At 37.1% G+C, this 20,830-nt stretch carries 14 protein-coding genes and 1 tRNA gene; 2 read left to right on the plus strand and 13 right to left on the minus strand.

The features are described 5' to 3' along the window. Nucleotides 1-373: 373 nt before the first annotated feature. Together T420_RS0103495 and T420_RS0103500 are read left to right on the plus strand one after the other, a co-directional pair. Entirely contained in the window at nt 374-1,723 is a 1,350-nt protein-coding gene (locus T420_RS0103495; RefSeq protein ID WP_013545202.1) for a D-alanyl-D-alanine carboxypeptidase, read from the plus strand. 33 nt (nt 1,724-1,756) lie between these two features. Then, nucleotides 1,757-2,032 (plus strand): hypothetical protein, encoded by a 276-nt coding sequence (locus T420_RS0103500; RefSeq protein WP_013545203.1) that lies wholly within the window; start codon nt 1,757-1,759, stop codon nt 2,030-2,032. A 413-nt stretch (nt 2,033-2,445) separates the two neighbouring features. Here the strand turns inward: T420_RS0103500 and T420_RS0103505 are convergent, their stop codons facing one another. The 13 genes from T420_RS0103505 to tuf all read right to left on the minus strand — a co-directional run bounded on the left by T420_RS0103505 (nt 2,446) and on the right by tuf (nt 20,829). Next, nucleotides 2,446-3,843 carry an L-serine ammonia-lyase gene (locus T420_RS0103505; protein ID WP_013545204.1) on the minus strand — a complete coding sequence of 466 codons (1,398 nt, stop codon included), beginning with the start codon at nt 3,841-3,843 and terminating at the stop codon, nt 2,446-2,448. Between the two features lie 348 nt (nt 3,844-4,191). Then, entirely contained in the window at nt 4,192-4,878 is a 687-nt protein-coding gene (locus tag T420_RS0103515) for a nitroreductase (RefSeq protein WP_013545205.1), read from the minus strand. Between the two features lie 1,263 nt (nt 4,879-6,141). Continuing rightward, nucleotides 6,142-6,528 carry a MerR family transcriptional regulator gene (locus T420_RS0103520; protein ID WP_013545207.1) on the minus strand — a complete coding sequence of 129 codons (387 nt, stop codon included), beginning with the start codon at nt 6,526-6,528 and terminating at the stop codon, nt 6,142-6,144. A 570-nt stretch (nt 6,529-7,098) separates the two neighbouring features. After that, nucleotides 7,099-11,307 (minus strand): DNA-directed RNA polymerase subunit beta', encoded by a 4,209-nt coding sequence (gene rpoC / locus T420_RS0103525; RefSeq protein WP_013545208.1) that lies wholly within the window; start codon nt 11,305-11,307, stop codon nt 7,099-7,101. 173 nt (nt 11,308-11,480) lie between these two features. Beyond that, complete coding sequence (gene rpoB / locus T420_RS0103530) at nt 11,481-15,629, minus strand: DNA-directed RNA polymerase subunit beta (RefSeq protein ID WP_013545209.1); 4,149 nt, start codon at nt 15,627-15,629, stop codon at nt 11,481-11,483. Nucleotides 15,630-15,912: 283 nt separating this feature from the next. Then, on the minus strand, nt 15,913-16,281 hold the full coding sequence (gene rplL / locus T420_RS0103535; protein WP_013545210.1) for a 50S ribosomal protein L7/L12: 369 nt from the start codon (nt 16,279-16,281) through the stop codon (nt 15,913-15,915). Between the two features lie 115 nt (nt 16,282-16,396). Continuing rightward, entirely contained in the window at nt 16,397-16,906 is a 510-nt protein-coding gene (gene rplJ / locus T420_RS0103540) for a 50S ribosomal protein L10 (protein WP_026501144.1), read from the minus strand. A gap of 357 nt (nt 16,907-17,263) precedes the next feature. Further along, nucleotides 17,264-17,968, minus strand: coding sequence for a 50S ribosomal protein L1 (rplA, locus tag T420_RS0103545; protein ID WP_013545212.1), 705 nt, complete (start codon nt 17,966-17,968; stop codon nt 17,264-17,266). Between the two features lie 4 nt (nt 17,969-17,972). Further along, on the minus strand, nt 17,973-18,401 hold the full coding sequence (gene rplK / locus T420_RS0103550) for a 50S ribosomal protein L11 (protein ID WP_013545213.1): 429 nt from the start codon (nt 18,399-18,401) through the stop codon (nt 17,973-17,975). Nucleotides 18,402-18,557: 156 nt separating this feature from the next. After that, a complete protein-coding gene (gene nusG / locus T420_RS0103555) occupies nt 18,558-19,088 on the minus strand; it encodes a transcription termination/antitermination protein NusG (RefSeq protein ID WP_026501145.1) in 531 nt (176 codons plus the stop codon). 20 nt (nt 19,089-19,108) lie between these two features. Next, nucleotides 19,109-19,321 (minus strand): preprotein translocase subunit SecE, encoded by a 213-nt coding sequence (gene secE / locus T420_RS0103560; protein WP_013545215.1) that lies wholly within the window; start codon nt 19,319-19,321, stop codon nt 19,109-19,111. Between the two features lie 208 nt (nt 19,322-19,529). Then, nucleotides 19,530-19,605: transfer RNA gene (locus T420_RS0103565), tRNA-Trp, on the minus strand. A 48-nt stretch (nt 19,606-19,653) separates the two neighbouring features. Further along, a complete protein-coding gene (gene tuf, locus T420_RS06915; RefSeq protein ID WP_013545217.1) occupies nt 19,654-20,829 on the minus strand; it encodes an elongation factor Tu in 1,176 nt (391 codons plus the stop codon). Between the last annotated feature and the right edge of the window lies 1 nt (nt 20,830).

The following is a 20,830-nucleotide window of genomic DNA, read 5'->3' on the forward strand; positions in this document are numbered from 1 at the left end:
GATTTTAATATAACGTCATGTATAATAGCAACATTATGCTTATTTATCCCTAATTTTTGCCTTTTTTATCATGTATATAATATAAGATAGGAGGTTGATATTTTATTTTTTCACCATTATAATTTTGCCTCCCTATCGTAATTGCATGCTCGTTATAAAGTTCGAATTATAACTATTGTAATACGGTTGCACATAGCATAAAAGCTCTCCTTTACGATTAGATTCTTTATACTCAGATTAAATTGGGTGTAAAAACTCATAAAATGATGCTTATAAATAAATTAGTAATATCATTCGTCTAAATTATACAAAACAAACTAAAATAAAAAAGATATTAATGAAAATTTGCTAGTATAAATAGGATATTATATAAGTGTATATTAATTGGCGAAAAATTGCGCGTTGCTATAAAAAAGTAGTAATTCCTCTTATTGTTTTAGTTATTTCTTACTCTTGGGCATTAGCCACTCCTAAAGAGGCTCATCCGGATAAATATGCAGCTATAGTTATAGATGCAAATACAGGAAAGACATTATTTCAAGCTAATGCAACTCTGAAGCGTTATCCTGCTTCTTTAACAAAAATGATGACGCTATACATGATCTTTGAGGCTATGAAAAACCGTCGTATAACACCAAATACGCCCATTCCTATTTCTAATTATGCAGCAACACGACCACCGACAAAAATGGGTATTAAGGCAGGACAAACAATTTCTGTAGAATCTGCTGCAAAAGCCCTTATTACAAAGTCAGCAAATGATGTAGCTACTGCTATTGGTGAATATCTTGGTGGAAGTGAACAAAAATTTGCTCAAATGATGACAGTAAAAGCACGCAAACTTGGTATGAAAAATACTCGTTTCGCTAATGCTTCAGGTCTCCCAGACACACGTAATTATTCTACAGCACAAGACATGGCTACTTTAGCATTAGCCTTACGCAAGCATTTTCCAGAACAATATAAATTATTTAAAATGACACATTTTAGGTTTCGTGGACAGACAATTAATAGCCACAATACATTAATCAAAACAATAAAAGGTATTGATGGAATTAAAACAGGCTATACACAAATGTCGGGTTCTAATTTAGCAACATCAATGCGTATCGATGGACGTTCTATTGTTGCTGTCGTTATGGGAGGAAAATCATCTACCACACGTGACATTCATATGGCTAGCTTATTGAAACAATATTTACCAAAAGCAAGTCGCACAAAAACTGATGAACATTTGGTAGCTACAACCCACTATAAACTACCCACCGGATCTGCAACACCTATACCGATTATAAAAAACAATTTAATCAATTCTGATGACGAAATTTCTACCCTTTTAACAGCACTGGCAGAACAGCCTAACAATTCCAATACAGCTATAGCCGCTGTAAACCAAGTCATTATACCAATTCCTAATCCTCACAAAACTGAAACTATCAAGGTGAATAAAATTATTTCTGCTTCTTTATCTAAAAACAGTGGATGGGCTGTTCAAATTGGCTCTCTTCCTAATGAAGAACAAGCCAAGACTCTGCTTTCAAAAGCAAAGAGCATTGCCCGTTCCACTTTAAAACATACATCTCCCCATATGCAGCTTTTTGAAAAAGATGGGCATCATTATTATCGTGCTCGATTTATTGGATTTCTATCAAAAAAAGCCGCACTTAATACTTGTGTTACTTTGAAGAAAGCAAATTTTAACTGCTATACTGTAGCTTATTAAAAAATTTTTAAATTCTACGTTAAGGATAGTACTATGAAACATAATGCTACTACCCCATCTGAAAAAGAAAAACTATTAAAGCAACCATCTCTTCTTTCATTACGATCTCTTCACGAAGCTGCAACGAAACTTGCTAATTTAAAGCATAACTCAACTACATTAAGCACTCATTCTCTTGTAAGCCTTCTCCTTTGCCAGACGACTCGAAATCGCCGTTTAGCAATGCCTTCTGTACGCATTCACTTACGTGTTGCAAGCCGAACCGGCAATGTACCTGTTAAACTCCGCCTAGGAGCAACAAATAGATAACCTGTAGTTAAATTCCGCAAAAGTTATTTTACAAAATAATATTCATTTATTATCCATGATTTTAAAAATTTAAATAATAAATCCTTGTCTTAAAAGCCGTAAAGATTACGCTATGAGTTCTCATTTATGCAAATGATATTGTTACTGTCAATTTTTAAGCAACATTATTCTTAAAAGAAAAGTTAAAATATTATATCTCATTGGATTTTTAACACCAAACAAATTAAATTAAACTTTTCACTATAAAAAAGAAAATCCCTATTAGAGACTAGCAATAACATTTAATACTGTTAAATTGCTCAATAAAAAACTCTTTTTCAATAATGTATTACTGTTTAGGTAAGCATACGCATATTATTGATATTATTGAACTTCTTTACCAAATTAATGCTATCTTTATACACTAGGTGTGTTTAACAAGATAAAACATTAAGCGCAAGACCACCTTGGCTTGTTTCTTTATAACGTTCACTCATATCATGTCCTGTCTGACGCATTGTTTCAATACAAGTATCGAGAGAAACAAAATGTCTTCCATTGCCATGTAAAGCAAGAGAAGAAGCTGTTACAGCTTTAACAGCACCCATTGCATTACGTTCAATACAAGGAATCTGCACAAGACCAGCAACTGGATCACATGTCATACCTAAATGATGCTCAAGAGCAATTTCAGCTGCATTTTCAATTTGCGCTGGCGTACCACCCAATGCAGCTGTTAATCCCGCTGCAGCCATAGCAGATGCTGTTCCAATTTCACCCTGACAACCGACCTCAGCACCAGAGATAGAGGCATTATGTTTAATGATACCACCTATAGCTGCGGCCGTTAACAAAAAATTATGTATTCCTTCTCTATCTGAACCATCATGAAATTGAGTATAATAGCGTAAAACAGCCGATACAACACCAGCTGCACCATTTGTCGGTGCAGTAACAATACGACCACCAGCCGCATTCTCCTCATTCACTGCCATAGCGTATACAGAAAGCCAATCATTTGCTAAAAGTGGTTGATTGGAATTTTTTTTCTGATCCTCCAACAGCTTATCATGAAGCTTTTTAGCTCGTCTTGAGACACGCAATTGACCTGGTAATTCACCCTCCTGTAAAAGCCCTCTATCAATACAATTTATCATGGCACAAAAAATCTCATCAAGCGCAGTATTAAAGGCAGTATGCTCCATTTTTGTTTCTTCATTTATACGCTTCATTTCAGCAATTGATAAACCTGAAGTTCTTGCCATCGATAACATTTTATCAGCAGAATCAAAAGGATATGGCACCTGTGATGTTTTTAATTTTGTATTATATTCTACACGATTTAGTTCATCCTCAGTCACAACAAAACCACCACCAACAGAATAATAAATCTGCCGTAAAAGAACATTCTTTTCGGCATTAAGTCCTTCAAAGGCAAGACCATTAGCATGCCCAGGTAAAGTCTTTTTTCTTTCAAAAATAAGATCACTTTCTAGATCAAACTGATAAACAGGATGGCCTTCTGGTTGCACTTTTTTTTCACGTCTAACTTGTTCGAAAAGCAATCCTATACGATCAGGATCAACAGTAGAGGCCTTTTCACCTAAAAGCCCTAATACAACAGCCCTATCGGTAGCGTGACCAATTCCTGTAAAAGCTAATGAACCATGAAGATAAACACGAATATGAGAAATCTTAAGATGAGATAGCTGAGAAAAATTCCTTGCAATAATCTCTTGCAAAAACCTATTAGCAGCTAACATTGGACCCATTGTGTGAGAACTAGAGGGACCAATGCCAATTTTAAAAATTTCAAAGACAGATAAAAACACTACTCACCTCAAAATCAAATGCAGATCTTGAGTACATGTTTTTTCATTATTCTTATTCTCATTAAAATTAAATTGTAAAGTAAACTAAAAAAATAACAGCCATAAACATGAACGTAGCACGTCTTGCTACCATCCAACAGCCTTTTTCTATAGCATTTTCCATATCTAATCCTTAAGGAATAAACGATAACCCAAAATAATTATATATTCTTAATATGTGAAATATAGTAAAATAAGTGTTAACACGCAACATTAAAATAAAATGCAAAATTAGAAATCCCATGAAATATTTTGTATCATGCCTTAGGCCTTTCAAATTTTATACTCAAACGAATAAAAAATACCTAATTAGCATGATTGAACAAAACGCACAAAATTTTTGATCGGTTCACGCTCAGTCTCAAAATTATTCTCTGGAGCATTCGCATCACGATAACCAAGGGCCATACCGCAAATAATACGCTGTTCAGGAGACACTGACAAAAGTGCACACAATTGCTTATGGTAATCAGCAAATGCAGCTTGGGGACACGTATCTAACCCAAAGCCACGTGCAACTAGCATAATCGTTTGCATAAACATACCTAAATCAAGCCAACTACCAATCTCCATATCTTGATCCATTGTGAACAAAAGCCCAACAGGTGCACCAAAAAATGAAAAATTCCGCGCTTGTTGACGAATCATCTTTTCTTGCTCACCTTTTTGAATACCAAGACTTTTATAAAGATCCAAACCAACTTTTCTACGTCGAGAAATATAAGGCTCACGCCATTTACGTGGATAATATTGGTATTCACGCTCCCCTTTTATACCCGATAATATAAGTTGTGAAAGTTCTTCTCCTACTTTCTGCAATGCATCGCTTGTTAAAACAATCACTTTCCAAGGTTGAAGATTTGTTCCAGATGGAGCCCGCGCCCCAAATTTTAATATTTCCTCGATTATTTCTTGCTCAACAGGTTGATCAGTAAAGGCTCGAATTGATTTTCGTGACAGAACGGATTGAAAAATATTAACAGTAGAATCCTTCATTGTTCTTACTTTCTCTTATATGAAATACAATTTAAATGTCGCTTTTCTTTTATTTAGTGAAACAAAATGAAAAATTCTTACACTTCCTTAATTCAGTATTTCCAGTCAATTGGATAAGGTAAATTTGTTAGTTACCTGCTCTACCCGCTAACCTTATTTCATATTTTTGTCTAACTTGTTATAACTTTCTTTCACAACACGTTATACAAAAAATATAATAAAATCAATAAATTATATATTTTTAAAATCATTTTCAGAAATCATACTTTAATGCATGTTTCAATTTCATGTCCTTTATAAAAACTCGCCACGTGTTAAAGGAACAAACAATGATGCAGATATCATAATGTACATAAATATTCAATAAAGTATAAAATAGCTTACATTATAACAATAACAGCACATAAATCGCATAACATGCTCTTATGACAACATCATAAAAAAACTCATCAAGATTACAGTAAGTTAAAACTATCAATAAAACCAGTGATATGTAATTTTGGAGATCTTAGCTTATTTAACAACTGGCTTGTTAATTGCAAAAATACGATTTTTTAGAAAAAAATTTATAACAACATAGAAATTGAATAAAGATTCAAGCACACTGCAAAACATATCGTATCAAATTAAAAAGAAATATGACATCTCTTTAGTACTTATTATTTACTTTGTTCTGCATAAAATTGTGCTATAAAGCATGATGACTGAATTTAATAACCAATATAATCTCTATAACTTCTCATAAGTTTTTATCTCCTTATAAAAATGCTATAATACGTAGTATAGATAGTAATTCTAATATATGGTTTCCCTGTTTAAATAACAGATAATTTTGAATACATCTCTACTGTGATTAACAGTTTAATTGCCTCACACTTATTGTAGCAATATATGTTATTTTATTATTGAAAATATGTAAAACTCATCCACGCTAAATTTGATGTTAGTTACCTTAAGATCAAAAGAGAAGATAACTATTTACAGCAGTTCTGATTATTAAAATAAAGTAGCTAAAATCACTCAGCTCAATTTTGAGTTTAGTATTACTCAATCTAAGTTTCGATTTAGTGCTTTTTAGCTTTAAACTTAATTTTCTTTTACATCAATTAAGTATCACTAAAATGAACACTCTAAATTTGAAAACACTAAGCTACTCAGGAATTATTTTTACATTCACCAATTGTAGCGAGCATTAAAACGTTAAAATGTAATCTTTTTAAATAGGATTCTATTAAAATTTTAGTCAAACTTATAAAACTTAGATTAATGATTAACTCCTAACTCAGCCAAACTCTCAAAAAAAATCTCTTCGATACGTTCTAAATCATGCAATAAATCATCAATATCGCGCCGCATCTGTTGCAAATCAGCGCGTTTTTTATTAACATCCGCAATTAATTCTTTAAGTCTTTTTTCATTATTAGGCGGTTTCCTATCCATTGCTAATATATTAGATATCTCAGATAAAGAAAAATTAACCCTTCTAGCCTGTAATATTTGCTTTAATTTATAACGATCCGTTTGTGTATACAATCGCTTATACCCACGCCGAAAAGGTATAAGTAATCCTTTTTCTTCATAATAACGCAAAGTCCGAGCAGTTATTGAAAATTCTCGCATTAAATCATTAATTGAATAATATCCCTGCATTCTAATATTCTGCTTAATAAATAAACTATATTGTTACCCAATACGTTTTATACCAAATTTTGTTAGTATTTTTCTTATTGCTTTATTTTTAAAGATGAAAAATATGATTTTTTTCAACAAGATAAGTACTATATATAAAATTAATTACCTGTTGAATTATTTTAGAAGAACTGCTTACTATTTTTTTGTATTAACTTTGTAATTTTTAAAGAAAATATAAATTGAAACAAACTTTGCTAAAAAATCATATCTTCTTATCAGATAATCTAACTTCTTCATCTTATTTCTTGGAGGATAATAATCGACTCCATCTATTTTATAGATCTTTCAATTTTAAATACACCAAAATAAATTTTCTCTCCATTATATAAAGATTGAAAGCTTATAATAAAGTGCTGATATTATAATAAAAAATCTTATTTACATAAAAATTTCTTAAATCTACAATCATTTTATAAAATTTATAAAAATACACTTATCAGAAAAATACGCTATTTCTGAGTTTTAAAGTTCAATAAAAACGCCTAATTTTATTCAAACGTCTCATATCATTTTTTAACATATATTAAATCATTCAGCAGCACTAGTTGTCATATTTGTTAACATAGCTTTCGCGGTTTCGCCATCACTGGATTTGCGGCGCTCATTCACAATCAGATCATCACGAACGGTAGCAATACGACGAATTTGGGCAATCGTACTACCTGTACCTGCAGGTATAAGCCGACCAACAATAACATTTTCCTTAAGCCCTTGCAGAGTATCAATTTTTCCAGAAACTGCTGCTTCAGTGAGCACACGCGTTGTTTCCTGAAATGACGCTGCTGAAATAAAAGAGGGTGTCTGAAGAGATGCTTTTGTAATTCCAAGAAGTATAGGATTACCTACTGCAGGTCTTTTACCTTCGGCAATCAGATTATCATTGATTTCATCTAATTCAATGCGATCAACATGATCACCTGAAATATAACCAGAATCACCAGATTCCGTAATTTCAACCTTTTGCAACATCTGTCGAACAATCACTTCAATATGCTTATCATTGATCAAAACACCCTGCAAACGATAAACTTCCTGAATCTCATTAACAAGATAAGATGCTAAAGCTTCAACACCTTTAATAGCTAAAATATCATGAGGTGCTGGATTACCATCAAGGATATAATCACCTTTTTCAATCTGATCACCTTCTTGCAAATGAAATAATTTACCTTTCGGAATTAAATATTCTACTGGTTCAAAGGATTCATCATGTGGTTCAATGATAATACGGCGCTTATTTTTGTAACCACGACCAAACCGAACTGTACCACTAATTTCAGCAATAATAGCATGATCTTTTGGACGACGTGCTTCAAAGAGCTCAGCGACACGTGGCAAACCACCCGTAATATCTTTAGTTTTAGCACTTTCCATTGGCAAGCGTGCAATAACATCACCTGCCTTAACATAGGAACCAGGTTCAACAGAGAGAATCGTCTCTATCGACATCATATAACGAGCCTCACCCCCTTTATACAATTTGGCAATAGTTTCACCCTTCTCATCTGTATGAATGATAATTGCTGGTTTTAGTTCAGCACCACGTGGATTAGCACGCCAATCAATAACCAAACGCTTAGTAATACCTGTAGATTCATCAGCTGTTTCAGTAACTGACAAGCCATCAACCATATCTTCGAAACCTATATAACCATCAACTTCAGTCAAAATTGGCCGTGTATAAGGATCCCACTCTGCTATACGCTGTCCACATTTTACAACATCACCATCATCAACGAAGATGCGTGCACCATAACTAATGCGATGCACAACACGCTCTTTACCAGACTCATCCTTAATCAGAATAGCCATATTGCGCCCCATAACCACCAAATGGCCCTCAGAATTTCGAACTACATTGCGGTTACGAATTTCTATCGTACCCTCATAAGACGCTTCGAAATAAGATGAGTCAACGACCTGTGCTGTTCCACCTAAGTGGAAAGTACGCATCGTAAGCTGAGTTCCTGGTTCACCAATTGATTGAGCTGCAATAACACCAACTGCTTCCCCTTGATTAACTAATGTTCCACGTGCTAAATCACGACCATAGCACTTAGCGCAAACACCAAGACGCGTCTCACAGGTCAAAGCAGAACGTATTTGAACAGACTGAATTCCTGCTTCTTCAATCTTAGCAACATCAGATTCTTCGATCATTGCATCACCCTCAAGGATAACCTCACCAGAAATCGGATGCAAAATATCAATAAGCGCTGTACGACCAAGAATTCTCTGACCAAGAGAAGCAACAATTTGTCCTGAATCAACAATCGGCTGCATAGTAAGACCTTTTACAGTACCACAATCAACCGCTGAAATAATAGCATCTTGTGCAACATCAACAAGACGCCGCGTCAGATAACCAGAGTTAGCAGTCTTTAATGCAGTATCAGCAAGTCCTTTACGTGCACCATGAGTTGAATTGAAGTACTCATTAACAGTTAAACCTTCTTTAAAATTAGAAATAATAGGTGTTTCAATAATTTCACCTGACGGTTTTGCCATCAACCCACGCATTCCAGCCAATTGTCTCATCTGACTAGCAGAACCACGCGCACCAGAATGCGACATCATATAAATTGAATTCATCTGCCGTTTACGACCTGTTTTAGAATCAAATTCAACTGCCTGAATACGCTTCATCATCTCATCGGCAACACGATCGGTACATTTACCCCAAGCATCAACAACTTTGTTATATTTCTCACTTTGGGTAATTAAACCATCACTATATTGTTGCTCATACTCCTTAGCAAGAGCTTCCGTTTCTGCTACTAGACGAGACTTACTATCAGGAATAACCATATCGTCTTTACCAAATGAAATTCCAGCACGACAAGCATGCGAAAAACCAAGCTGCATGATACGATCACAGAAAATCACCGTTTCTTTCTGCCCACAGTGTCTATAAACTTGGTCAATCATTTTAGAAATGTTCTTTTTAGTCATTTCCTGATTAACAATATCAAACGAAATATTCGGATTTTTTGGTAAAAGCTCACCAATAATTAAACGACCAGGCGTTGTATTGTAGAGTTTGGAAACAACCTCACCATCCTTATTGATACCTTTAAAACGGCCTTTAATTTTTGTATGCAAAGTTACAACTTTGTTTTCCAAAGCGTGATGCAACTCACCCATATCTGCAAAAGCCATCCCTTCACCCGGCTCTTTTTCAGAAACAATGGAAAGGTAGTAAAGACCAAGAACCATATCCTGTGATGGAACAATAATCGGCGCACCATTAGCTGGGTGAAGAATATTATTGGTTGACATCATCAAAACACGAGCTTCAAGCTGTGCTTCAAGAGAAAGAGGAACGTGAACAGCCATCTGATCACCGTCAAAATCCGCATTAAAAGCTGTACACACTAACGGATGAAGTTGTATGGCTTTCCCTTCAATCAAGATAGGTTCAAAAGCCTGAATTCCTAAACGGTGAAGCGTTGGTGCACGATTCAGCAAAACAGGATGTTCACGAATAACCTCATCTAAGATGTCCCAAACTTCGGGATGTTCCTTTTCAACAAGCCTCTTGGCCTGTTTGACAGTAGATGAATAACCCTTTGCATCAAGTCGTGCATAAATAAAAGGCTTAAATAATTCGAGAGCCATTTTTTTCGGAAGACCACATTGATGTAATTTCAATTCAGGACCTGTCACGATAACAGAGCGACCTGAATAATCAACACGCTTCCCAAGTAGATTCTGACGGAAACGTCCTTGCTTACCTTTTAGCATATCTGAAAGCGATTTTAATGGACGCTTATTTGCCCCAGTAATCACACGTCCACGACGACCATTATCAAATAATGCATCAACAGCTTCTTGTACCATACGTTTTTCATTGCGGACAATAATTCCAGGAGCACGCAGCTCAATTAATCGTTTTAAACGGTTGTTACGGTTGATAACACGTCGATAGAGATCATTCAAATCTGATGTTGCAAAACGACCACCATCTAATGGAACCAATGGACGTAAATCAGGTGGAATGACTGGAATAGTTTTCATAATCATCCACTCTGGTTTATTGCCAGATTCAAGGAAATTTTCAACGATCTTAAGTCGTTTAATCAGTTTTTTCTGTTTTAATTCTGAAGTTGTTTCAGCTAATTCAGCACGCAAATCATTTGCAATTTTATCTAACTCCATCCCAGCAAGAAGCTCATAAATAGCCTCTGCACCAATCATAGCTGAAAATTGGTCTTCCCCAAATTCATCAACAGCAAGCATATATTCTTCTTCAGAAAGAAGCTGATGTAACTTAAGAGATGTCAATCCTGGTTCTGTGACAATATAATTCTCAAAATAAAGAACTCTTTCGATATCTTTTAAAGTCAAATCTAAAAGAGTAGAAATACGACCAGGTAATGACTTAAGGAACCAAATATGAACTACTGGAGCCGCAAGCTCAATATGCCCCATACGTTCACGACGTACCCGTGAAAGAGTGACTTCTACGCCACATTTCTCACAGATAATACCTTTATATTTCATACGTTTATATTTTCCACATAAACATTCATAATCTTTAATAGGGCCAAATATACGTGCACAAAAAAGACCATCACGCTCTGGCTTAAATGTCCGGTAGTTGATGGTCTCTGGCTTTTTAATTTCACCGTATGACCAAGACAGAATCTTCTCAGGACTCGCAATTGAAATACGAATAGAGTCGAATGTCTGCACTAGTGCTTGAGGATTGAAAAGATTCATGACCTCGTGGTTCATGCTGTTCTCCTTCAAAGATTCTTAAAACCAGCCAAAACAGCTTTTTTTGTTAAAGCTTTATTTAAGGCCTGTTTTCATTTTTAAAATATTTTTCTATCTAATAGAAATTTCTCTGTTATGTCATAACTTTATAAAAAATCAGAGCGCACCATTTTAATATGCTCGCTCAAAAATTAATCTTCTGAATCAGACAGTGTTTGTTGCCCAATAAGTTCACATGCATCATCAAGCTCTACATTAAGACCAAGAGAGCGCATTTCTTTAACCAATACATTAAAGCTCTCAGGGATACCTGCCTCAAATGTGTCGTCACCACGAACAACTGCTTCATAAACTTTTGTTCGACCCGCCACATCATCTGATTTAACCGTCAACATCTCTTGCAAAGTATATGCAGCACCATATGCTTCAAGTGCCCAAACTTCCATTTCACCAAAACGCTGACCACCAAATTGAGCTTTACCCCCTAACGGCTGCTGCGTAACAAGTGAATAAGGCCCAATTGAACGCGCGTGTATCTTATCATCCACAAGATGGTGCAATTTAAGCATATAGATATATCCTACAGTCACTGGACGATCAAAGGGCTCTCCAGTGCGGCCATCATAAAGCGTAACTTGCCCTGAACTATCTAAGCCTGCATCTTCCAACATCATATTGATATCAGCTTCATGGGCTCCATCAAAAACAGGTGTCGCAATCGAAACACCTTTTTTCATCTGAAGCGCTAACTTAAAAATACTTTCATTATCATAGTGGCGAACTGGTTCATTGCGTTCATCATCAGGAATAAGATTTTCAATACGCTGACGCAAAGGCAATATATCTCCGCTCTCCTGATAAAGTTCTATTAAATCACCAATTTTCTTACCCATGCCTGCGCACGCCCAACCAAGGTGTGTTTCAAGAATTTGACCAACATTCATACGACTAGGCACACCCAAAGGATTCAAAACAATATCTGCATGCGTTCCATCTTCAAGAAATGGCATATCTTCTACTGGAAGAATACGTGACACAACACCTTTATTACCGTGACGTCCTGCCATTTTATCCCCTGGTTGGATTTTGCGCTTCACTGCAACAAAAACCTTCACAATTTTCATAACACCAGGAGGCATTTCATCGCCTCTTTGAACTTTCTCAACCTTATCCATAAAGCGACATTGCAATGCTTTTTTTGACTCATCATACTGCTTATGCAAAGCTTCAATTTCACTCTGAATCTTCTCATCCTCAATAACGAATTGCCACCACTGATACCGAGGATACTGCTCCATTATTGTACTATCAAGGGTCTTCCCTTTGGAAAATCCTTTTGGACCTTCTATCGCAATTTTACCTGTTAATATATCCGCAAGACGTGCATAAACACTCCGATCGAGAATTGATTGCTCATCATCACGATCTTTAGCCAAACGTTCAATTTCTTCACGTTCAATTGCCATTGCACGTTCATCTTTTTCTACACCATGACGGTTAAAAACACGAACTTCTACAACAGTACCAAAAGTTCCAGGAGGCATTCGCATAGAAGTATCACGAACATCTGAAGCTTTTTCACCAAAAATCGCGCGTAAAAGTTTTTCTTCCGGCGTCATTGGACTTTCACCTTTTGGCGTAATCTTACCAACTAAAATATCACCAGGATGGACTTCAGCACCAATATACACAATACCAGCTTCATCAAGATTCCTTAATGCCTCTTCTGCAACATTAGGAATATCTCGGGTAATTTCTTCTGGCCCAAGCTTTGTATCACGTGCAGCAACCTCAAACTCTTCAATATGAATCGAAGTAAATACATCATCAGCAACAATACGCTCAGAAAGTAAAATAGAATCCTCATAATTGTAACCATTCCAGGGCATAAATGCTACAAGAACATTCCTTCCAAGAGCTAAATCACCAAGGTCTGTAGATGAACCGTCAGCAATAATATCACCTTTTTCTATCCGATCTCCTACGTGTACGAGAGGACGCTGATTAATACAGGTAGATTGATTGGAACGCTGAAATTTCTGTAAACGGTAGATATCAACACCAGATTTTGAAGGATCTAAATCCTCTGTTGCACGAATAACAATACGCATTGCATCAACTTGATCAACAATACCACCACGTTTCGCACCAATAGCGGCACCTGAATCACAAGCAACTATTGCTTCCATACCTGTACCAACAAGTGGCGCTTCTGCGCGTAAAAGCGGAACTGCTTGACGCTGCATATTGGATCCCATCAGAGCACGGTTTGCATCATCATTTTCCAAAAATGGAATAAGTGCAGCAGCTACAGAAACCAACTGTTTTGGTGAAACGTCCATCAAATCTATATGATCACGTGGTGCCATTAAAACTTCACCAGCATGACGACAGACAACAAATTCTTCTGTAAAACGTCCTTCTACATCTAATGAAGAGTTAGCCTGAGCTACATAATGTTTTGATTCCTCCATAGCAGAAAGATAAATAACTTCTTTTGTCACTCTACCATCAACAATTTTGCGATATGGACTTTCAATAAAACCATACTTATTAACCCGAGCAAATGTCGCTAAGGAATTAATCAAACCAATATTTGGCCCTTCCGGCGTTTCAATCGGACAAATACGACCATAATGTGTAGGATGCACATCACGCACTTCAAAACCTGCACGCTCACGGGTTAAACCACCTGGACCAAGAGCAGAAAGACGACGTTTATGAGTGATCTCTGACAATGGATTGGTTTGATCCATAAATTGCGACAATTGTGAAGATCCAAAAAACTCACGAACTGCAGCTGCAGCTGGCTTTGCATTAATCAAATCTTGTGGCATAATTGTATCAATTTCAACTAACGACATACGTTCTTTTATTGCACGCTCCATACGAAGCAAACCAATCCGGTATTGATTTTCCATCAATTCCCCAACTGACCGCACACGACGATTGCCAAGATTATCAATATCATCAATTTCACCACGACCATCACGCAATTCAACTAACATCTTAACAACAGCAATAATATCTTCTTGACGCAAAATGCGAACCGTATCCGGACAATCAAGCCCCATACGCAAATTCATCTTGACACGCCCAACAGCTGAGAGATCATAACGCTCTGGATCAAAAAATAATGAATGGAACATAGCCTCCGCTGTATTAATTGTCGGCGGCTCACCTGGACGCATTACTCGATAAATATCAAATAAAGCATCCTGTCGACTTTCATTTTTATCCATCTTTAAAGTATTACGAATGTATGCACCAACATTCATATGATCAATATCAAGAATATTAATTTGATCAGCACCAACATCAGACAAAATTTTTAATGCTTTTTCGTCAATTTCATCACCAGCTTCAAGATAAATTTCACCTGTTTGATAATTCACGATATCTTCTGCAAGATAGGATCCCAACAAATCATCTTCACTAATTTCAATCGCTTTCAGACCTTTTTCTTCCAAAAGCCTTGCAGTACGAACCGTGAGCTTTTTACCAGCCTCTGCGACAACTTCACCGCTATCCGCATCAACAAGATCAGAAATCAGTTTCATTCCCTTAAAACGATCAACTGAATAGGGAATACGCCAACCATTCTTAGCGCATTCATAAGTAACTTTATTATAAAATGTCGATAAAATATCTGATGCATCCATACCCAACGCCATTAAAAGACTGGTCACTGGAATCTTGCGTCGCCGATCAATACGAGCATAGACAATATCTTTAGCATCAAACTCAATATCAAGCCAAGAACCACGATAAGGTATCACACGAGCTGCAAAAAGAAACTTACCTGATGAATGAGTTTTTCCTTTATCATGATCAAAAAAGACACCCGGAGAGCGATGCATCTGCGAAACAATAACACGCTCTGTACCATTAATGACAAACGTACCATTGTGTGTCATTAAAGGCATATCGCCCATATAAACACCTTGCTCTTTAATGTCTTTAATATCTTTCGAACCAGTATCTTCATCAACATCAAAGACAATTAAACGCAGTATCACCTTTAATGGTGCTGCATATGTCAAATCACGCTGACGACATTCTTCCACATCAAATTTAGGTGAATCAAACTCGTAACGAACAAATTCAAGCATAGCTGTACCGGAAAAATCCGAAATAGGAAATACCGACTTAAAAACAGCCTGCAAACCTTCATCTAAACGCCCGCCCTCAGGTTCCTCAATCATAAGAAATTGATCATATGAAGCTTTCTGAACTTCAATAAGATTTGGCATTTCTGCTACTTCAGGAATCTTACCAAAAAACTTGCGCACACGCCTACGACCATTAAATTGAGACATCATCGCTAAAGTCTGAGCCATTGTCGATCCTCGATCTTTACTACTCAAGGTAGACTAAACCTTGATAGCTTCATGTCATCAGCCTGCATATACAGACCAGTTCACTTAATACCCTTAAAATGAGTATCACTTAAATTTCATATGCCTAACCAACCAGTCTATCTATTTATTAGGCATTAGGCCCTTTACAAACACCTCACACTTCCTTACAGTTAACTGATCTGTAAGGAAAAGGATTTCCTTAATCAAGCTCTTTTTCTAGGGCAAGAGACTGGCATACATAAAAGTTTACCAATAAAATAAATTATTTAAGCTCAACCTTAGCACCAGCAGCTTCAAGTTGGGTTTTAATTTTTTCTGCTTCGTCTTTAGAAATACCTTCCTTAATAGGTTTAGGCGCTCCTTCAACTAAATCCTTTGCTTCTTTAAGTCCAAGCCCTGTAAGAGCACGAACTTCTTTAATAACATTAATTTTTTGAGCACCACCATCAGTAAGAATAACATCAAATTCTGTCTTCTCTTCGGCAGCTGGAGCAGCAGCACTAACAGCAGCAACAGCTACAGGAGCAGCAGCAGAAACACCCCATTTTTCTTCAAGTAATTTCGAAAGTTCTGCAGCTTCCAAAACAGTAAGGTTAGAAAGATCTTCTACGATCTTAGCCAGATCAGCCATTTTAAAATTCCTTCACTTAAAAGATTTGAATTATTGTTTAGAATTTATCCAAAAAAACAGAAAAACATCAAGAACCTCTATAAATTTGGATCACAAAAAACAGCCTTAAGCTGCTCTATCCTCCTCGGGCATATGCACCAACAACACGCGCAACCTGACCAGCAGGTGCATTAACAATCTGAGCAATACGGGTCGCAGGAGTAGAAACCATACCCAAAATTTTTGCCCGTAATTCGTTCAATGAAGGCAATGAAGCCAAAGACTTCATAGCATCAACACTTAAACTTGTTGCACCCATTGAACCACCAAGGATAACAAATTTATCATTGGTTTTTGCAAAATCAACAGCAACTCTCGATGCCGTAATTGGATCTTCTGAATAAACAATAAGTGTTTGTCCAGTGAACAAATCCATCATTGCTTCAGATTCTGTACCCTGAAGAGCGATTTTAGCAAGACGGTTTTTGGCGACTTTAATAGCACCACCTGCTTCATTCATTTTCGAACGAAGATCGTTCATTTGTGAAACAGTCAAACCGGAATAATGCGCAACAACAACAGAACCGGACTCTTGAAAAGTCTTGTTAAGCCATGCAACAAATTTGCTTTTTTCCGCTTTATTCACTGTCTTTCTCCATTTAACAGGCTTATAAAAACAAACCTGTTGGTTACCTTTGATAGCATGAAATTCTTCTATGCTAACGACGAGGATCCTGCCCCCTTCTTCACGCATAAACGATCAAAGGCAATCTTGGCTCAAACCTTCTAAGTTTATAACTTCAAAGTTCTCACCCCAGTCTCATGTAGGTTTTGTTCAATTAAGACACCCCAAAAGGCATCACCTACAATCTCGGACAGGACATTCCGAAATTTCTCCCGGTATGACCCGAGCTCAATAAAGCTCAGATAACTGGATGCCGACTAAAATCGACAACCAAAAATATAATCTCAGCCATCAGAATACAACAAAATCACAATCTGTTCATACTGACTCTGAACGAATTGTTGCAGGATCAACTTTTATTCCAATACCCATTGTTGAAGAAACTGCAACCCGCTTAATATATTCACCCTTTGCACCTTGTGGCTTAGCTTTAACAACTGCACTTGCAAAAGCTTTAACATTTTCTACTATTTTCTCAACCCCCAAAGAAGCTTTACCAATACCGGCATGCACAATACCAGATTTTTCAACACGAAATTCAACAGCACCACCTTTAGAAGCCTTAATAGCACTAATAACATCAAGCGTTACAGTACCAACTTTTGGGTTTGGCATCAAACTTCGCGGACCAAGAATTTTACCAAGACGACCAACAAGAGGCATCATATCTGGCGTTGCAATACACCTATCAAAATTAATCGTCCCTCTATTAATAGTTTCAAATAAATCCTCAGCACCCACAATATCCGCACCCGCTGCTTTAGCCTCTTCAGCCTTAGCACCACGTGCAAAAACAGCAACACGAACATTCCGCCCTGTTTCATTAGGCAAATGAGCAACACCACGAACCATCTGATCAGCATGACGAGGATCAACACCCAAGTTCATTGAGATCTCAATTGTTTCATCAAATTTAGCAACCGCGCGCTCTTTGACCATTGAAACAGCATCCGTTAAAGCGTAAAGCTTATTAAAATCAATGCCTTCGCGAATTTTCTGTATTCTCTTTGCTACCTTTACCATAATATTAGCCTAACACCTCTAAGCCCATAGAGCGAGCAGAACCTTCAACCATACGCATTGCTGCCTCAATATCATTTGCGTTAAGATCTTTCATTTTTGCCTCTGCAATCGAACGAATCTTATCACGAGGAATAGTCCCCACAGATACCTTACCAGGTTCTTTCGAACCACTTTTCAAATTTGCTGCCTTTTTCAAAAAAAAGGACACTGGAGGCGTCTTCAATGAAAACGTAAAAGATTTATCCTGATAATAAGTAACAATAACTGGAATCGGTGCACCTTTTTCCATTTCCTGCGTAGCTGCATTAAACGCTTTACAAAATTCCATAATGTTAATACCACGCTGTCCGAGAGCAGGACCAATCGGAGGTGATGGAGTAGCCGCTCCCGCAGGAATCTGTAATTTCAACTGACCTACACTTTTTTTTGCCATAATAATCTGCCTCTAATTTAGACTGGTAAATTGGCCATTTATTAAACCAAAAACCTACTGCAGTTTGATGGTTCGGATCATAAAGCCGGCAAAAGCTATAAATTGCCTTCCATCTTAACATATTTTAAAAGTGACTAAAAATCACTTTCAGCTTAATCAAAGCTTTTCAACCTGATCAAACTCTAAATCAACAGGCGTAGGACGCCCAAAAATTAACACTTCAACCTTAAGACGAGAGCGCTCCTCTTCCACCTCTTGAACAATACCATTAAAAGAAACAAAAGGCCCATCTGCTACTCGAACTTGCTCGCCAACTTCAAATGACATAGAAGACTTTGGAGCTTCAACCCCCTCCTTAACTTGTTTCAGAATTTGCTCAACTTCGCAATCAGAAATAGGAACAGGACGTGCATCTGAACCTAAAAAACCTGTCACTTTAGGAGTATTCTTAATGAGATGATAGACTTCATCTGTCAACTCAGCACAAACAAGAACATAACCGGGAAAGAATTTGCGTTCAGAATCAACCTTACGACCACGACGAATTTCAACAACACGTTCAATCGGAACAAAAATCTTTTTAAATAAATGATCAAGTCCTTTCTGCTTCGCTTCTTTATCAATAGCCTCCGCCACCTTCTTTTCAAAGTTCGAATATGCTTGAACAATATACCAACGAGCAGCCACAGTCACACTTCCTTGCATTATCAACTAAAAAGATACTTTAGGAGATCAATACCTTGCCATACGCCAAAATTCACAGCCTGATCCACAACAAAAAAGAAAACCGAAGCTAACGCCGTCAACACTAATACTATAATAGTAGAAACTACTGTCTCACGACGCGTAGGCCACTTCACTTTAGCTGTTTCTGCACGAACTTGCTTCAAAAAGGTAATAAGATTGATTCTAGATGCCATTAGTCACACTATATTCTTTCTAATCTTATTGCAAACCACACAATAAAAAAATATCATAAAAATGCAAAATCACCGCCATCCTTACGCAACCCCATCATTTTCCATTCAATACAGTTTCATGTACAAAAAAACAAGCCCTATACAAAAAAAAGAAAATAAATGTAACTAATCTATCCTCTCACTAATTATGACTCAAACTACAATCACATGGCAGGGGCAGCAGGACTTGAACCCGCGACCTGCGGTTTTGGAGACCGCCGCTCTACCAACTGAGCTATACCCCTAACCTTTGAGGAAAATACCTCAAATACACCCTAAGCAATTTATTTCATTTATTCAATGATTTTAGATACGATACCAGCCCCAACGGTACGGCCACCTTCTCGAATTGCAAAACGGAGCTTCTCCTCCATTGCAATCGGCACAATCAAAGAAACATCCATAGCGACATTATCACCTGGCATAACCATTTCTGTGCCCTCAGGCAACGTAACTATACCGGTGACATCTGTCGTACGAAAATAAAATTGCGGACGATAATTCGTGAAAAACGGTGTGTGACGACCACCTTCATCTTTCGTTAAAATATAGGCCTCAGCTTTAAACTTAGTATGCGGCGTAACAGAACCAGGCTTTGCCAACACCTGACCACGCTCAATCCCTTCACGATCAACACCACGAAGCAAAGCTCCAATATTATCACCAGCCTGACCTTGATCCAAAAGCTTACGAAACATTTCAACCCCGGTGACTGTCGTCTTAGACGTAGGACGAATACCGATAATCTCTATTTCTTCACCAACTTTAATAACACCACGCTCAACACGACCTGTAACAACCGTACCACGACCAGATATGGAAAATACATCTTCAATAGGCATCAAAAACGGTTGATCAACTGGACGTTCAGGTGTCGGTATATACTTATCAACTTCACTCATCAAAAGACGAACGGAATCTTCCCCTATACTCTTATTAGAATCCTCAAGGGCTGCTAAAGCTGACCCTTTAACTATGGGAATATCATCCCCAGGAAAATCATATTTCGATAAAAGTTCTCGAACCTCAAGTTCAACAAGCTCTAAAAGCTCTGCATCATCAACCTGATCAACTTTATTTAGAAAAACAACAATCGCTGGAACACCAACCTGACGTGCCAACAAAATATGCTCCCGAGTCTGAGGCATAGGACCATCCGCTGCAGAAACAACCAATATAGCTCCATCCATTTGCGCAGCCCCTGTAATCATGTTCTTAACATAATCCGCATGACCAGGACAATCAACATGGGCATAGTGACGACTCTCCGTTTCATACTCAACATGCGCAGTAGATATCGTTATACCACGAGCACGCTCCTCAGGGGCTGCATCAATTTGATCATATGCTTTAAATTCACCAAAATACTTCGTAATCGCTGCTGTCAATGAAGTCTTCCCATGATCAACGTGACCAATCGTACCTATATTAACATGCGGCTTCGTACGTTCAAATTTGCTCTTTGCCATT

This window comes from Bartonella clarridgeiae ATCC 51734, from assembly GCF_000518185.1.
Classification (GTDB): Bacteria; Pseudomonadota; Alphaproteobacteria; order Rhizobiales; family Rhizobiaceae; genus Bartonella; species Bartonella clarridgeiae.

Bases quoted from the DNA above. Each gene is read 5' to 3' on its own strand.
- T420_RS0103500 (WP_013545203.1), top strand. From the start codon at position 1,757: ATGAAACATAATGCTACTACCCCATCTGAAAAAGAAAAACTATTAAAG.
- T420_RS0103515 (WP_013545205.1), bottom strand. From the start codon at position 4,878: ATGAAGGATTCTACTGTTAATATTTTTCAATCCGTTCTGTCACGAAAA.
- T420_RS0103520 (WP_013545207.1), bottom strand. From the start codon at position 6,528: ATGCAGGGATATTATTCAATTAATGATTTAATGCGAGAATTTTCAATA.
- rpoC (WP_013545208.1), bottom strand. From the start codon at position 11,307: ATGAACCACGAGGTCATGAATCTTTTCAATCCTCAAGCACTAGTGCAG.
- rpoB (WP_013545209.1), bottom strand. From the start codon at position 15,629: ATGGCTCAGACTTTAGCGATGATGTCTCAATTTAATGGTCGTAGGCGT.
- rplL (WP_013545210.1), bottom strand. From the start codon at position 16,281: ATGGCTGATCTGGCTAAGATCGTAGAAGATCTTTCTAACCTTACTGTT.
- rplA (WP_013545212.1), bottom strand. From the start codon at position 17,968: ATGGTAAAGGTAGCAAAGAGAATACAGAAAATTCGCGAAGGCATTGAT.
- rplK (WP_013545213.1), bottom strand. From the start codon at position 18,401: ATGGCAAAAAAAAGTGTAGGTCAGTTGAAATTACAGATTCCTGCGGGA.
- secE (WP_013545215.1), bottom strand. From the start codon at position 19,321: ATGGCATCTAGAATCAATCTTATTACCTTTTTGAAGCAAGTTCGTGCA.
- tuf (WP_013545217.1), bottom strand. From the start codon at position 20,829: ATGGCAAAGAGCAAATTTGAACGTACGAAGCCGCATGTTAATATAGGT.